Raw genomic sequence first — 15,109 nt, forward strand, 5'->3', positions numbered from 1 at the left:
AGATGACTTAAGCAAAAGACGTTCCAAATTTAAATTTGATTTTAGTTTAGTATTTGCGAAGGTAGTAGCGAAAAAGAGTATATGAGTTAAAATTTGTAAATTTACTTCAAATTTAAGCAGAAAAAGTTAAGGCGAAGTATTTTGAGATGATTTTTGGGGCTGTGCGGCTAAAATTTTGCATAGGCTAGACATATGGTCTGCCGAGCAAAATTTTAGCAAACTCCGCAAAAAGCACTCAAAAGACGAGACTAGATCAGAGAATCATCGCTCCGATAACGCCGCCGATTAGTAGCGGTATATTAAAGAATATAAAAGTCGGCACGCACGTATCATATATGTGGTTGTGCTGGCCGTCGGCATTTAGACCGCTCGTAGGCCCTAGTGTACTGTCGCTAGCAGGGCTGCCCGCATCGCCCAGAGCCGCCGCGATACCAACTAGCAGGATGATAGCCGCCGGAGAAAATCCCAGCGAAAGCGAAAACGGCACGTAGATCGCCGCGATGATCGGTATCGTGCCAAAGCTCGTGCCGATACCCATAGTAACGAGCAAGCCGATAGCCAGCATCAGTATCGCGCCGCCTATTTTGCCGCCTGCGACCGCGCTAGCAAAGCTCACTAGCTGCTCGATACCGCCACTCTCGCGTAAAACCGAGCCAAAGCCCGCGGCAACGAGCATGATAAATGCGATAAAGCCCATCATCGCTAGGCCGCTGTCCATGATTTTGTCGATTTTACGGTACTCGATACCGCCGAAAATGACCATAACTAACAGTCCTAAAAGCGCGCCAAGCGGCATACTCTCGGTATAAATTTGCACTCCAAACGCCGCAACCGCGCCGCCAAGCACCGCCCACTCTTTTTTCGTCATTTTTAGGCTTGCGGCCAACTGCGCCTCTTGCTCTTCGCTTGTTTCAAATTTGGTGTGCGCGTAGTCGCGTTTTTTGCGGTAAAAGACGAAAACGGCTAAAAGCAAGCCCACTAGCATAGAAAGGCCACCGATCCACATTACGCTTGAGATCTCGCTCATCTGCACCTCTACGCCGTTGTTTGCGAGCTCTTTTTTGATGATACCGTGAAAAATAAGTCCAAAACCAACGCTAAGGCTCACGTACGGCGCCTCTAGTCCGAAAGTTAGCGCGCACGCGACGGCTCGGCGGTCGATGCCTAGGCGGTTCATCAGCGGCAAAAGCGGTGGGATGAGAATCGGGATAAAAGCGATGTGAACCGGGATCAAATTTTGCGAAAAGCACGCAATCGCGGCGATTATCAGAGCAAAATAGGTGCTAGTTTTTGCTAGAGCCTTGCTAACGGCGTTTATGAGGATCGCGGTTAGGTTTGTGTTGGCTATCGCGGCTGCGAGAGCGCCGAGCAGGATGTAGCTGAGCGAGGTTTCTAGGTTGCCCTTCATGCCCGTTATCAGCGTTGATGTGGTAGCTGTTAGCGCGTCGAAAAACGCCCCTACGCCGGCAAATCCGCCGTGATAGATGAGACCCGCGACTAGGGCGGAGACGAGGATGGAAAGCAGGATGTTAAACCTTAACAAACAAAGCACAGTCATCACGAGGATACTGATCACGACGGGATTGGTTAGCATTATTTTCCTTTTTGTAAATCAAATTCGTAAATCAAATTTCGCCGCCGGTCAAATTTGACGACTAGCGGCGAACGGGCGTCAAATTTATCTAACGCGGATGCCTACTTGCGGGCGAGGCGAATAGTAATAATCATCGCGTCTGTCGCGGTATCCGTCATCATATCCGTCGTCATAGCCTCTCTCGTAGCTTCGGTCGTCCGATTTGCTCGAGCCGCCTTTTTTTATGTTATTGTTTTTTATGTACTGATCGACTAGTTTGTCGCGATAGTCTCTGCCTCGGTCGGTTTGTTTGTAGCCGCCGTACGGAGGGTCCATATATATCACTACGTCGTCGTCGTATCTATCTCGGTGGCGGCGTTTTTTGTATTTGTAGCTGTTATCCGGGATGACTATTAAAGATTCGTTTGAATAACGGTCGTAAGCGTTTGCCAAATTTAAACAAAACGCTGTAAAAAGAGCGATTAAAACAAGTTTTTTCATGTTAAATCCTTTCTGGTTATTTCTAAATCATTTTATAACATCAAATTTAAAATAAAGTAAATTTTTAGCGCAAATATATTACAATTTTGTAAATTTATCTAAGGAGTTATAAATGAAAAAATCGTTTTTTAACGCATCGAAGATTGCGACTTTGGCTTTGCCTTTTCTTTTGACGGGTTGTATGTCGTCGATGAGTATGGGATCGCCTGGGGCTAAAACGACGGCTACTGGCTCAGCTGCGGGTTCAAGCGCGCACAATACTAACTCTGGACTAACCAGATGTACCGAGTCTATGGGTACGGTTACGATTTATGAGGATAGAAATAGCGACTGGTACTCCGTCGTAACCGGGCAGTACAAACTAACATCTACTATCCCGGTTCTTAGGCTCCTAGCTCAGCAGTCAAACTGCTTCGTAGTCGTCGAGCGTAGCAAGGCATTTAACCAAATGTTAGAAGAGCGCGCGTTGATGGAGTCGGGCGAGCTTAGAAAGAACTCAAATTTCAAAAAAGGTCAGATGGTCGCCGCGGACTATACCTTAACTCCTACGATAACATTTAGCGAGAGCAATACTAGCGGACTAGGCGGCGTTGTCGGCGCATTTTTCGGCTCGGTTGCAGGTACCGTAGCCGGCGGGTTTAGCACAAGCGACGTAAGTACTGTTCTAACGCTAATCGAAAATCGCTCGGGCGTACAGTTAGCGGCAGCCGAGGGAAGCGCTAGGAATACGGACTTTGCAGGACTTGGAGGACTATTTGGCAGCAAAGCCGGCGGATCGCTAGGAGCCTATGCCAACACGCCTGAGGGCAAAGTCATAGTAGCAGCCTTCACCGACTCGATGAATAACCTAATAGAAGCCGTCAGAAACTACAAAATGCAAACCGTAAAAGGCGGTTTGGGCGCGGGCGGCGCGATGAAAGTAGCGGATTGATTTTATCTTCGTTAGGCTAGAGTGACCAGAATCGCTCTAGCCTTTTATAAGCGCAAAGCAATCTCTACATTGAGCTTAAATTTGAGCTTTCGGGCTCAAATTTACATATTTTTCTACGTCAAATTTGGGTTTCCTATTTCAAAAACCTGTGTTAAATTTACTTTAAATTCTAGTTCGAAAAATTATAGCGGTTAGTAAAAATTACTCAAATTTGATCTAGCCATAAACCAAAAACTCAAATTTACGCTCGCTAGCAAATATTAAATTTTACTTCGCGTGTAGCTCTTTTGCGTATTTTGACTTTTCGAGATTTTCGATTAGCTTTTGCGTGCGCATATCTCTGGCCTCGGGCACTAGATGAAACCACGTATCGTGCAGAAATTTACGCGGAAAATAGCTATCTTTATAATCGCCGATCATCTCAAAGCCGTTATCTTCGATGAGTTTTTTTACGTCTTTTAAAAATTTTTGATTATCCGCGGCGTGCGGGTAGTTTAGATCGTAGCAGTCGTCGCCTGCGACAGCCGGGTAGGTAAAGATAAATTTGATCCCTTTTTCGCGCTCAAGTTTTTTCATAAAATTTAAATTTTCTTTGAAAATATCGCTTATACCGATTTTGCCGCCTGAAAAATCAGTAAAAAATATGTATTTTTGGCACGGCATCTGCGTGTCTTTGGCTTCTTCTACTTTGCCGATGTATTTATAATCGCCGCGTTCGCCGTTTCTAAAATCCGGCGAAAAATCGTGCACGGCTTGAGGCTTTTTGTTGATAAAGTTATCGAAATTTATCTCAAACGCCGCTATTTCTTTATAGTCTCTTATTGCCGCGTTTATAAATGCTTGAAACGGGATTTGCGATATAGTTTTTAGCTTTTCAAAAAACGGCAGATAGTCGTAAAAATGGTGAATTTCAAAAAAAAGTCCGTAGTAATAAGTATCGGGCGGAACATCGTTGATGTAGTACCTGTACTCCAAAGGCAGGATAAAAATATCTCCTTTATGCGCTAGTTTGGCCGCTCGGTAGAGTCTGTGGCGTAGCGGATAACCGCCGTGATCGGCTAAATTTATAACTAGCTTGCCAAAGTGCTTTTCAAGCATCTGGGAGTTGATACCGTGATAGGAGTTTGAGCCGCTTTCGACGATGATACGGTTTTGTTCGGTCGTGTTTGAGATGAGGTAGTTTTTATACGCGTAGTGATGAGCCGATGAAACCCTGATGAGAAACATCGCAAACGCCATATAAAACGCGATCATAACTAGCGTCAAAATAGGAAGCGTCAAAAGAAAAATTTTATATTTTTTCAAATTTAATCCTAAAAGTTAAAGTACAAAAACGGCGACTCCTGCGCGCCGGAGTTAATCGCAAAAACCAAAGCAAGCAAAAATGCCGTAAACAGCGCGGTAAGAAAGCCAAATTTTGCTCTAGCGGCCATTTCGTTCGAGTTTCGCCCAAAAATCGTAACCAAAAGCGTAATACCCATAATAGCGCAGAACGTACCCATGGCTATTTGCGGTGTTTCCATAAAATTTATTTGATTGTATCCCAGAGAGTTGCTTATGTACTCTAAGTAGTTAAAATTTATCTTAACCGAGCTAAAATCAAACATGCCTTTTAGCACTTTCATCGCGCTATCTAGGTCTCTAGCACGGAAAAATATCCAAGTGATATTTATAAAGTTAAACGTTATAAACCAAGCTAGAAATTTATTCATCGGGCGAAAATGCGCGCCGTAAAATCTGCAGATCATCATCGCAAACCCGTGTAACGCTCCCCAGATGATAAACATCCAGCCCGCTCCGTGCCAGAGTCCGCCTAGCAAAAACACCGCAAAAACGTTGGCGTAGGTACGGTATTCGCCTCTGCGGTTGCCGCCTAGCGGGATGTAGATGTAGTCGCGTAAAAATCTCGAAAGCGTCATATGCCATCTGTGCCAAAAGTCTTGGATATTTAGCGCTTTGTAAGGGGAGTTGAAATTTAACGGCAGGATAATGTTAAACATATATGAAATGCCGATGGCCATATCGGTGTAACCGCTAAAGTCAAAATACAGCTGAAACGTATAACTAATGCTCGTGATCCACGCCTCACTCATACTAAGCGTAGGGTAAACGTCAAAACCGTGAAGGGCAAACCTAGCGAAAAAATCGGCCACTACGACCTTTTTAAAAAGCCCGATCGAAAATAAAAAAAGTCCGATGCTTAAATTTTTATAGTTTATGCGCTTTAAACGTAAATTTGCAAACTGCGGCATCATCTCGGCGTGGTGTATGATAGGACCGGCTAAAAGATGCGGAAAATACGTCACGAAAAGAGCGTAGCGAAGAAAACTGGGCTCTTTTACTTTTTCGTGATAACAGTCTACTAGAAACGCTATTTGCGTAAAGGTAAAAAAGCTGATGCCAAGAGGTAAAATAACGTGGTGAAGCGGTATGTCGGCGCCGAAAATTCCGTTAAAATTTTCTATCAAAAAGTCGGTATATTTGTAGTAGGCCAGCAAGGCTAAATTTGCCGCGACGCCCGCCCATAAAATAAGCTTTTTGCGGGAGGGATGGGCGCAAAGTAGATGACCGACGTAGAAGTTAAACGTAATCGAACCTAAAATAAGCGGGATATAAATAAAATTCCAATATCCATAAAAAAATAGCGAAGCGGCCGTGAGCCAAAAGATACTGAGTTGAACGAATTTGAGTTTATTTAAAACAAAATAAACTCCAAAAGTAATCGGTAAGAAAAAAACTATAAACGCAAATGAGTTAAAAAGCATTTTTACCCTTATTTTAAAAGAGTTTAAATATACTCAAATTTGATTTAAATTAAGCTTTTTAAAGCTAAATTCGATAAAATCGCCCAAATTCCACTAAAAGGATCAAATTTGAGAAGCGACATCATCAAAAAAGGCTATACGCGCGCGCCGCACAGAAGCTTGCTAAGAGCGACTGGGTTAAAGGACGAGGACTTTGAAAAGCCATTTATCGGCGTGGCAAATAGCTTCATAGAGATTATCCCCGGGCACTTTTTCCTCAACAAATACTCCGAAATTTTAAAAGACGAGATCCGCAAAAACGGCTGCGTGCCGTTTGAGTTTAACTGCATCGGCGTGGACGACGGCATCGCAATGGGGCACAGCGGGATGCTCTATAGCCTGCCTAGCCGCGAGCTCATCGCAAACTCGATCGAAACGGTTATGAATGCGCACGCCCTGGACGGTCTTGTGTGTATGCCAAACTGCGATAAAATCGTGCCCGGCATGGTGATGGGCGCGCTTCGCGTGAACGTGCCGACGGTTTTTGTTAGCGGCGGCCCGATGAAAAAGGGCTACACCAAAAAGGGCGAGCCGATCGACCTATCCACGGCGTTTGAGGCAGTGGGTAAATTTGAAACCAAAGAGATCAGCGCCGAGGAGCTAAAAGAGATCGAGTGCAAAGCCTGTCCAAGCGGCGGCAGCTGCTCGGGGATGTTTACGGCAAACTCGATGAATACGCTGTGCGAAGCGATGGGTATCGCGCTAAAAGGCAACGGCACGGTGCCAGCCCTAACTCCTGAGCGCGAGGAGCTTATCAGGCAGGCGGGACGTCGCATCTGCCAGATAGCGCTCGATGAAAAATACAAAATCCGCAACATCGTGAACGAAAAATCGATCCAAAACGCCCTAGTCGTCGATATGGCGATGGGCGGTAGCAGCAACACCGTGCTGCACATCCTAGCTATCGCGCGCGAAGCTGGGGTAAATTTACAGATCGCGGGACTTAACGAGATCAGCCGCAAGATCGCGCACATCGCTAAAATCAGCCCGAGCCTACCAAACGTGCATATGGAGGACATCGACTCTGCGGGCGGTCTAAGCGCCGTGATAAATGAAATTTCGCGCCGCGACAACGGGCTACTTGGTCTAGACGCGCTAACGGTCACGGGCGAGAGCCTAGGCGAGCGTGTCGGAGCTAGCGCCATAAAAGACGAATCGGTCATCCGTAAGGTCGAAAACGCCTACTCGCAGGTCGGCGGGCTGGCGATTTTGTTTGGAAATTTAGCCGAGCAGGGCTGCGTCATCAAGACCGCGGGCATCATCGGCGAACGCAAATTTAGCGGCAAGGCCGTGTGCTTTAACAGCCAAGACGAGGCGATAGAGGGCATCTCAAACGGCAAGGTAAACAAAGGCGACGTGGTCGTCATCCGCTACGAAGGGCCGCGCGGAGGCCCGGGTATGCAGGAGATGCTAAGCCCTACGAGCCTAATCATGGGGCGAGGGCTGGGCGCGGACGTGGCGCTAATCACGGACGGCAGGTTTAGCGGCGCTACTAGAGGGCTAAGTATCGGACACGTGAGTCCCGAAGCTGCCGAGGGCGGCATGATCGGACTGTTAGAGGACGGCGATATCATCGACATCGACGTGGACACATACGCGATCAACGTGCGTCTAAGCGAAGCCGAGATCACCAAGCGCAGAGCTAAATTTAAGCCGATCGAAAAGCCTCTGCCGTTTCGCTGGCTGCGAATGTATCGCAAGCTTGTAACAAATGCTAGCAACGGAGCGATTTTGGAGGCGTAGAAAATTAATGTTAGAGAGATATTTTACTGAAAAAGACCTATCGGATATAGAACAAGAGCTCAAGTACATCAGTGATTTACAAAGTGATAAACTGTATATAAAAACCGGACTTGAAAGACTACTGAAAAGTGAAGATATAATAATAAAATCTCAAAAAGTGTCGATAGATAAGGAAAAATGCAATAGATTATATATAGATTTTCTAAAAACTGAAAAATCTATATATAATGCGTATGAGAGAATGGGAACAAAAGCTTGCAATAAGCCTGAGTACAAAGACTTTTTAAAAAAACACTCTATAAATACTATGGAGTATGATTTAAGAAATACGATAAAATTTTTGATAAAACATAAAGTATTTTCCATACTAAATCTGGTATTTCTCGGTACTTTGTTTTGCGTGCCATATTTTATAAAAATAGCAAAAACTCCAGACATTTCATTAGATAGTATGCCCATGTCTTTAGTTATAGCTGCCTTTATAGGTTTAATTTATGGATTATATTTTTTATTTTTCTATGTTTCGCAAAATATCTTTTTATTTAGAGCTTTTAGCGGCAATCCTGGTTTTTCTAAATTTATATTTATGGCTATAAATATATTGTTATTTGTAATTATGGCTCTTGCTCCTTTTATCGTCGATAAAATAACGTCCATCAAGTGGCTATCTTTAAATACAGAATCTGCTATGAATTGTTTGGTTTCCATGTACCCTATTTTAACAATATTCACATTCGTGTATACATTCAAAAAAAGCGACAAGAAAGAACCTAGTAGTTGTATTTTATCTTTTTGCTTAATTTTTATAACTGATTTATTTATACTATTGATAGTGTACTATAATTATAATGATACATTTATGGTATTTATAACAATATTATTATATGTATGGATTATTTTTATGCGATTTTTGACATTGTTTAGTAGCTTATTAGATTATAAATTCACCTTTGTATTAGGGATTATTTTTACAATACTTATTATGATATTTTTAAGCGGAGCATTCGTGCGAATTGCCGGCATAGGCAACTATCAAACCGATCTTGACATCAAAAGAGAGAATATCCCTGGGTATATAAATTTAGAGAACATTAAATGCAAAGATAAGCCAAATGAAGATATAAATTTTATAAAATATACCTGCATATCTGACGAAATGTCAAGTTCGACGGTAAAATTTAAAAACATCCTAGTAAAAGTAAAATCAGACGGCAGATATTGGCTAGAAGTCGTATCAAAAGATCAAAATAAAAGCAAAATAGATGATTACAGATTTTGGATTTCGGAGAAAAATATTATAAATTAAACAAAATACTGTTAAAATTTGATGCCAATTTTATGTAACATCAAATTTTAACTATATCTTCAAATTTATCTAGTTTGCCAGCTCAAAAATCTCTTTGATATTTTCCTTCGTGTATAGCTTATCTTTGCGCCAGTTTACCGCGTAGTCGTGGGCTAAATTTACGACTTCCTCTAGCGTTTCGTCCTCTATGCCGACGACCTTTAGGCTAACTGGAGCGCCGATTTTACTAAGCCACGCTTTAAAGGCGGCGATGCCCTCATCGGCTGAATTTACGCCGAAAATCTCGCGCGCAAAACGCTCGAATGCGCCCAAATTTCGGCTCTTATACCACTTCATCCACGCAGGCATTATGACCGCTAGGCCCGCTCCGTGCGCGCAGTTTACGACCGCGCTCATGGCGTGCTCGAGCATGTGGTTCGGGTAGGAGTAGCCGTGCGTACCGACGTAGGTTAGGCCGTTTAGCGCCATCGTCGCCGCCCAGGCAAACTCGGCTCTGGCGTCGTAGTTATCGGGGTCAGCTAGTAAAATTTCGGTCGTTTTCATCACGGTTTTGATGTTGGCTTCGATGTAGAGATTGATGATGTCAGGTTGCACTTTAGCCGTGAAGTATCCCTCGATGCTGTGCGCGATGATATCGGCAGCGGAGTAGACTAGGTACTCGCGGCTAACGCTTGCTTGCAGCTGCGGGTTTACGACTGAGACTAGCGGATATAGCACGTCGCCGTGGATGGCGAATTTTTGTTTTGTAGCTTCGTTTGTCACGACCGCACCCGAGTTCATCTCGCTGCCCGTCGCCGCAAGAGTGATGATGTCAAAGATTTTTAGTGCGCGGCTCGGGTCTTTGCCTGTGAAAAAGTCCCACACGTCGCCCTCGTACAGCGCGCCCGCGGCGATGGCTTTGGCGCTATCTAGACAGGAGCCTCCGCCTACGCTTAGCACGCTGTCGGCGTTAAATCTCCTAGCTAGCTCGATGCCTTTGTAAACTTTGCTTAGCACGGGGTTGCTAACTACGCCGCCAAGTTCTATAAACTCTATGCCGTTTTCTTTTAGGCTTGCCGTAACCTTGTCAAAGAGTCCGTCTTTTTTGATACGGTCGCTGCCGTAGATAAGTAGGGTTCTTTTAGCGTTAAATTCGCACATATAAAGCCCGATATTTCGCTCTTTGCCTCTGCCGAATTCGATTTTTACGGGGTTGTGAAAAGTGAAGTCAAACATCTCGTTCTCCTTAAAATTTTAGCCTCATTATAGCGACAAAAGCTAAAATTTAAGTAGAACGAGATTTACGGATCAGCGCTTATTCGCGCAAATTTCCAAAGTATTTGTCGTCGTTTTTCTCGACGTGCTTGATGTTAAAATGGACGAATTTATATCCGCCAAAAAGCGCCAAAACCCAAAGAAAAAGAAAAACTATCGCTTCTATCATTTTTATCCTTAATATGCGTGATGATCGTGCTTGATCTCATTGGCCGTGATCTTTTTGCTATCCATCGCGCGCCAAACGACGAAAATATAGCCCAAAACAAACGGCACTAGCAGGCTCACGTAGGCCATGACGTTTAGCGTGTAGTGGCTAGAGCTTGCGTTTTTGATCGTGAGCGAGCTTTGTAAATTTGAAAACGACGGATAAAACGCCGTGTCCGCAAGGCCTGATATCAAAAATAGTCCCGTAACCGTTAGCACTACGCCCACGCCGTAAGGCACTACGCCGTAGATGCTTGTCGTAAACGCGCCTTTAAATATACCAAAAAGCACGAGTCCGACGCCTATAACTATCATCGCAGCCACAAGCGGCATCTGGAGTAAATTTAGAGCGTATTTAAAGCCCACTAGGCTTACTACGCCGCTCTCGTCGTAGGCAAAACCGGCTTTGGTAAATATCCAAGCGATGAAGATTAAAAAGAACGGCAAAAACAAAATAGTATTTTTTAGCGCCGCTTTTCTGGCATTGGCTCTTATCTCCGCATCGTCGATGTTGTTGATGAGGTAGAGCGCTCCGCCCACGCGAGAGAGAAAAAATACCGCGATGCCTAGCGGATAGAGCATGATGTTGCCTAGCGCTTCAAGTCCTCGAAACGGCGTTTGCCACTGCACGAAGTTGTGCTCGTTTAGTAAAAAGTCGCTACCCGAAAAAAACGTGCTAACCGCCATACCGATCAGTATAACGCCTAAAGAGCCGTTGATGAAAAGGAAAATTTCATAGGTTTTTTGACCTAGGAAGTTGTCTGGTTTTTTGCGGTATTCGTAGCTCACGGCTTGGAGGATAAAGCAAAACAAAATCGCCAGCCATACCCAGTACGCGCCGCCGAAGCTTGTGGCGTAAAATAGCGGAAACGCCGCAAAACACGCACCGCCGAACATTACGAGCGTGGTAAAAGTAAGCTCCCATTTGCGCCCGATAGAATTTATCACCATGTCCTTTTGAAGCTCGTTTTTGCAAAGCCCAAAAAGCAGCGTCTGCCCTCCCTGAACGAACATCATAAACACTAGCAAACCGCCTAGCAAGCTAACTACGCACCACCAGTAAATTTGTAAAAATTCTAAACTAAGCATGGTTTTCAAATCCTATTTTTATCTGTTTTAGCATGATTTTTATCTCGGCTATCAAAAGCGCCGTAAATAAAACGGCAAATAGCCAGAACGAAATTTTGACGTTGGTATCGGCTAAATTCGTCGCTCCCACGCCCACCGTCATGAGATCTTGTACGACCCACGGCTGGCGCCCTACTTCGGCTACTATCCAGCCCGTCTCGATCGCCACTAGTCCTAGCGGGATACTAAATACGCAAAGCCAGAGTAGCTTTTTGAAATTTTCGATATTGTTCGCCATGCAAAGATAAAGCACGACGAAAAATAGCGCTAAAAAGTAAGTGCCAAGCGCAACCATCACGTGGAAGCTATAAAACGTTAAGCCCACAGGCGGCACGGCGTCGGCAGGCTTTTCAAGATAACCGTAGCCTAGAAATTTCATATTTTGAGCTAGAGTTTGCTCGGCTTGTTCCATCGCGGCTTTATCGCCTGATTTTTTAGCGGCGTTATAGGTTGTTAGCGCGCTAACGGCTAACGAGCCTTTGGCCATCTTACTTGCGACGCCTTCTATGCCGTGAGTTTCATTGCCGTGCACTAGGTCGTCGATGCCGGGAGTAAAGTTGTTAAACCCTCTCGTAGCCATAACTCCGAGCGCGTAAGGAAATTTTATCTCGAATAAAAACGGATCTTTGTCGTCGCCTACTTTTTTAGACGGATCTAGCACGCCCATCGCGACTAGGCCGGCATTTGTTTCGCCTTTATAAAGGCCTTCCATCGCGGCTAGTTTCATCGGCTGAGTACGTGCGACTTGATATGCGCTCTCGTCGCCGCTAAACATCAAAAACAGCGACGTAACGAGGCCGAAGCTTGCCGCTACGATGATTGATTTTTTAGCCATGATTAGGTGGCGTCCTTTTAGGATAAACCACGCTGAAATTCCTATCACGAAAAGCGCGCTAGCAACGTAGCCGCTAGTAACGGTGTGTAAAAATTTGATGATACCTACCGGGCTAAGCGCTACTTCAAAGAAATTTTCCATTTCCATTCTAGCGGTTGCCGGGTTAAATTTCATACCAATTGGATACTGCATCCAGCCGTTTGCGATGAGGATCCAAAGCGCGCTCAAATTTGAGCCGATAGCCACGAGCCAGGTCGAGATGAGGTGAAATTTCTTGCTAACCTTATCCCAGCCGAAAAACATAACGGCAAAGAACGTCGCCTCCATAAAGAACGCGAGCAAGCCCTCGATAGCTAGCGGCGCGCCGAAGATGTCGCCAACAAACCAGCTGTAGTTTGCCCAGTTGGTGCCGAACTCAAATTCCATTATGATACCGGTAGCTACGCCGATAGCGAAGTTTATACCGAAGAGTTTGAGCCAAAATTTGGTGATTTTTAGCCACTGCTCGTTACCGGTTTTGACGTAGATACTCTCCATAATGGCGATGATAAAACTAAGTCCCAGCGTGAGCGGAACAAACAAAAAGTGGTATATGGCGGTGAGCGCAAACTGCGCTCTAGACCAATCGACCGAAGCGATTTCAGACATTTTATTCCTTTGTCAAATTTGAAATGACGAAGTTCGCTTTGGCCTCGTCGCTCTCAAATTTTGAATTTAAACTTTCATCAAAGATAAATACTTTTAAAATCCCGAACATTATAAGTAGCTTGATAGCTATCACGAGCCACAGGCTCTTTCCGAGCTTCATGCTCCTAAAGCCGTCTATATACAAAGACGAGATGTTTTTAATATATTTTTTAATCATAATTTAACATACTACAGAAATTTAACTTAAAATATAATTTTAAAGTTTTGATTTTATAAAATTATTTACACCCTCAAGCGTTTATAAATTTTAAATAAGGTATAATCTCGCTAAAAATTTAAAAGGCGCGATATGCAAAAAAATTCAAACGAAACAAAGTATATTTTTATAACCGGCGGCGTGCTAAGCTCGCTAGGTAAGGGCATCGCGGCGGCTTCTATCGCCACGCTTCTTAAAAACACGGGCTTAAAAGTAAGCATGCTAAAAGCAGATCCCTACATCAACGTAGATCCTGGCACCATGAGTCCGCTCGAGCACGGCGAGGTTTTCGTTACCGACGACGGTGCGGAGACGGATCTGGATCTAGGACACTACGAGAGATTTTTAGACGAGAGTCTAAGCCAAGATAACAACTTCACGACCGGCCGCGTTTATAGCTCCGTCATCGAAAAAGAGCGCAGAGGCGACTATCTGGGCAAAACTATCCAGGTTATCCCGCACATCGTGGGCGAGATCGTTGACCGTATCAAAAAGGCGGGCGAGGGTCGCGACATACTGATCGTAGAGATCGGCGGCACCGTAGGCGACATCGAGGGCTTGCCGTTTTTAGAGGCTATCCGCGCCCTTCGCATAGAGGTCGGCCGCAAACGCGCGATGAATATTCACCTAACTCTCGTGCCCTTTATCAAGGTTGCAGGCGAGCTAAAAACTAAACCGACTCAGCACAGCGTCGGCGAGCTACGCCGTATCGGCATTAGCCCAGATATGATCATCTGCCGCGCCGAGCAGCCGCTAAACCGCGAGCTAAAGGATAAAATAGCCGCCAGCTGCGGCGTAGAGCGCAACTGCGTCATCGAGAGTATCGACTCGGCTAGCATCTATCAGGTGCCGCTCGCGTTTTATAATCAAGACGTCTTAACCCCGATCGCCGAAATTTTAAATTTGGGCGAACTAAAGCTTGATATGCGCAACTGGGACAGCCTAGTTAAGCGCATCATCGCGCCGACGAAAGAAACCACGATAGCATTTGTGGGTAAATACGTCGATCTAAAAGAGAGCTACAAGAGCCTGACCGAGAGTATAATTCACGCGGGCGCGAGCCTTGACGCGAGGGTAAATTTAAAGTGGATAGATAGTGAGAAAATCGAGCCTTCAAACGTCGAGGAGCTACTAAAAGACGTGGGCGGCGTGCTTGTCGCCGGAGGTTTTGGCGAGCGCGGCGTGAGCGGCAAGATCGAGGCGATAAAATACGCCCGCGAAAACGGCGTGCCGTATCTTGGCATCTGCCTAGGTATGCAGCTAGCGCTCATCGAGTTTGCCCGCAACGTGCTAAAGCTCGAGGATGCAAATTCGGTCGAATTTAAGCCCGAGTGCGTAAATCCTATCATCTATCTTATCGATAGTTTCATCGACGCGCACGGCCAGACGCAGATCCGCACGCACCAAAGCCCGGTCGGCGGCACGATGAGGCTTGGGGCGTATGCTTGCGACGTGAAGCCCGGCTCGTTGCTGAGTCAAATTTACGGCGGCGCCAAATGCGTCAAAGAACGCCACCGCCACCGCTACGAGGCAAATCCGAAATACAGAGCCGAATTTGAAGCAAACGGCTTGATAGTTAGCGGCGAGAGCGACGGGCTGATCGAGGCCGTCGAGCTTAGCTCGCCTGCGGCGGGCGCTAAAAACTCGCATCCGTGGTTTGTCGGCGTGCAGTTTCATCCGGAATTTACCAGCCGTCTAACGAATCCAAATCCCGTAGTTTTGGGTTTTATCAAAGCTAGCCTAGAAAAATCGAAATAATCAAATTTAGAGCCGCTCGGCTCTAAATTTCCTTCATAAATTTACTTCCATTAAATTTAAAATTTTACGCTCGCATTCACCTTTTTAAAAACGTTAAATTTGTAAAGAGTATCAATTCTGCAAAGCTTTTAAATCCGTATCCAAGCCGTAAAATAGCCGCTTTAT

At 45.1% G+C, this 15,109-nt stretch carries 13 protein-coding genes; 4 read left to right on the forward strand and 9 right to left on the reverse strand.

The genetic code is table 11. From position 1 onward, the window contains the following. Positions 1–253: 253 nt before the first annotated feature. Positions 254–1,594, reverse strand: coding sequence for a Na+/H+ antiporter family protein (locus EE116_RS02090; protein WP_122873034.1), 1,341 nt, complete (start codon positions 1,592–1,594; stop codon positions 254–256). An 84-nt stretch (positions 1,595–1,678) separates the two neighbouring features. Then, positions 1,679–2,074 carry a hypothetical protein gene (locus EE116_RS02095; RefSeq protein ID WP_009494763.1) on the reverse strand — a complete coding sequence of 132 codons (396 nt, stop codon included), beginning with the start codon at positions 2,072–2,074 and terminating at the stop codon, positions 1,679–1,681. A 112-nt stretch (positions 2,075–2,186) separates the two neighbouring features. On the opposite strand from EE116_RS02095, the gene EE116_RS02100 reads away from it, so the two are divergent. Further along, positions 2,187–3,005: a CsgG/HfaB family protein gene (locus tag EE116_RS02100; protein ID WP_122873035.1), complete on the forward strand. Its 819-nt coding sequence runs from the start codon at positions 2,187–2,189 to the stop codon at positions 3,003–3,005. Between the two features lie 267 nt (positions 3,006–3,272). On the opposite strand, the gene EE116_RS02105 is transcribed toward EE116_RS02100, so the two are convergent. Further along, positions 3,273–4,310: a surface array protein gene (locus EE116_RS02105; RefSeq protein ID WP_122873036.1), complete on the reverse strand. Its 1,038-nt coding sequence runs from the start codon at positions 4,308–4,310 to the stop codon at positions 3,273–3,275. Between the two features lie 8 nt (positions 4,311–4,318). Continuing rightward, the gene (locus EE116_RS02110) at positions 4,319–5,770 is read right to left on the reverse strand and encodes an MBOAT family O-acyltransferase (RefSeq protein WP_122873037.1); all 1,452 of its coding nucleotides are present in this window, start codon (positions 5,768–5,770) and stop codon (positions 4,319–4,321) included. A 108-nt stretch (positions 5,771–5,878) separates the two neighbouring features. Between EE116_RS02110 and ilvD the strand changes: the two genes are divergently transcribed. Together ilvD and EE116_RS02120 are read left to right on the forward strand one after the other, a co-directional pair. Beyond that, positions 5,879–7,552, forward strand: a complete 1,674-nt coding sequence (ilvD, locus tag EE116_RS02115; RefSeq protein WP_122873038.1) for a dihydroxy-acid dehydratase — start codon at positions 5,879–5,881, stop codon at positions 7,550–7,552. A gap of 7 nt (positions 7,553–7,559) precedes the next feature. After that, on the forward strand, positions 7,560–8,858 hold the full coding sequence (locus EE116_RS02120; RefSeq protein ID WP_122873039.1) for an ABC-2 transporter permease: 1,299 nt from the start codon (positions 7,560–7,562) through the stop codon (positions 8,856–8,858). A 69-nt stretch (positions 8,859–8,927) separates the two neighbouring features. On the opposite strand, the gene EE116_RS02125 is transcribed toward EE116_RS02120, so the two are convergent. The 5 genes from EE116_RS02125 to EE116_RS02140 all read right to left on the reverse strand — a co-directional run bounded on the left by EE116_RS02125 (position 8,928) and on the right by EE116_RS02140 (position 13,147). Further along, a complete protein-coding gene (locus EE116_RS02125; RefSeq protein WP_122873040.1) occupies positions 8,928–10,073 on the reverse strand; it encodes an iron-containing alcohol dehydrogenase in 1,146 nt (381 codons plus the stop codon). A 79-nt stretch (positions 10,074–10,152) separates the two neighbouring features. Next, positions 10,153–10,281, reverse strand: a complete 129-nt coding sequence (locus EE116_RS12980; protein ID WP_002943393.1) for a hypothetical protein — start codon at positions 10,279–10,281, stop codon at positions 10,153–10,155. Between the two features lie 8 nt (positions 10,282–10,289). After that, on the reverse strand, positions 10,290–11,408 hold the full coding sequence (locus EE116_RS02130) for a cytochrome d ubiquinol oxidase subunit II (protein ID WP_122873041.1): 1,119 nt from the start codon (positions 11,406–11,408) through the stop codon (positions 10,290–10,292). Next, positions 11,401–12,930 (reverse strand): cytochrome ubiquinol oxidase subunit I, encoded by a 1,530-nt coding sequence (locus EE116_RS02135; protein WP_122873042.1) that lies wholly within the window; start codon positions 12,928–12,930, stop codon positions 11,401–11,403. Before EE116_RS02135 ends, EE116_RS02130 begins: the two co-directional genes overlap by 8 nt. A gap of 1 nt (position 12,931) precedes the next feature. Continuing rightward, on the reverse strand, positions 12,932–13,147 hold the full coding sequence (locus EE116_RS02140; protein WP_122873043.1) for a DUF4492 domain-containing protein: 216 nt from the start codon (positions 13,145–13,147) through the stop codon (positions 12,932–12,934). A 132-nt stretch (positions 13,148–13,279) separates the two neighbouring features. Here EE116_RS02140 and EE116_RS02145 point away from each other — a divergent pair, with 132 nt between their 5' ends. Further along, a complete protein-coding gene (locus EE116_RS02145) occupies positions 13,280–14,944 on the forward strand; it encodes a CTP synthase (protein WP_122873044.1) in 1,665 nt (554 codons plus the stop codon). The last annotated feature ends 165 nt before the right edge of the window (positions 14,945–15,109 follow it).

The sequence above is a fragment of the Campylobacter showae genome, assembly GCF_900573985.1.
GTDB lineage: Bacteria > Campylobacterota > Campylobacteria > Campylobacterales > Campylobacteraceae > Campylobacter_A > Campylobacter_A showae_E.

Coding starts and splice junctions, on each gene's coding strand:
- EE116_RS02090 (WP_122873034.1), bottom strand. CDS start 1,594: ATGCTAACCAATCCCGTCGTGATCAGTATCCTCGTGATGACTGTGCTT.
- EE116_RS02095 (WP_009494763.1), bottom strand. CDS start 2,074: ATGAAAAAACTTGTTTTAATCGCTCTTTTTACAGCGTTTTGTTTAAAT.
- EE116_RS02100 (WP_122873035.1), top strand. CDS start 2,187: ATGAAAAAATCGTTTTTTAACGCATCGAAGATTGCGACTTTGGCTTTG.
- EE116_RS02110 (WP_122873037.1), bottom strand. CDS start 5,770: ATGCTTTTTAACTCATTTGCGTTTATAGTTTTTTTCTTACCGATTACT.
- EE116_RS02120 (WP_122873039.1), top strand. CDS start 7,560: ATGTTAGAGAGATATTTTACTGAAAAAGACCTATCGGATATAGAACAA.
- EE116_RS02125 (WP_122873040.1), bottom strand. CDS start 10,073: ATGTTTGACTTCACTTTTCACAACCCCGTAAAAATCGAATTCGGCAGA.
- EE116_RS12980 (WP_002943393.1), bottom strand. CDS start 10,281: ATGATAGAAGCGATAGTTTTTCTTTTTCTTTGGGTTTTGGCGCTTTTT.
- EE116_RS02130 (WP_122873041.1), bottom strand. CDS start 11,408: ATGCTTAGTTTAGAATTTTTACAAATTTACTGGTGGTGCGTAGTTAGC.
- EE116_RS02135 (WP_122873042.1), bottom strand. CDS start 12,930: ATGTCTGAAATCGCTTCGGTCGATTGGTCTAGAGCGCAGTTTGCGCTC.
- EE116_RS02140 (WP_122873043.1), bottom strand. CDS start 13,147: ATGATTAAAAAATATATTAAAAACATCTCGTCTTTGTATATAGACGGC.
- EE116_RS02145 (WP_122873044.1), top strand. CDS start 13,280: ATGCAAAAAAATTCAAACGAAACAAAGTATATTTTTATAACCGGCGGC.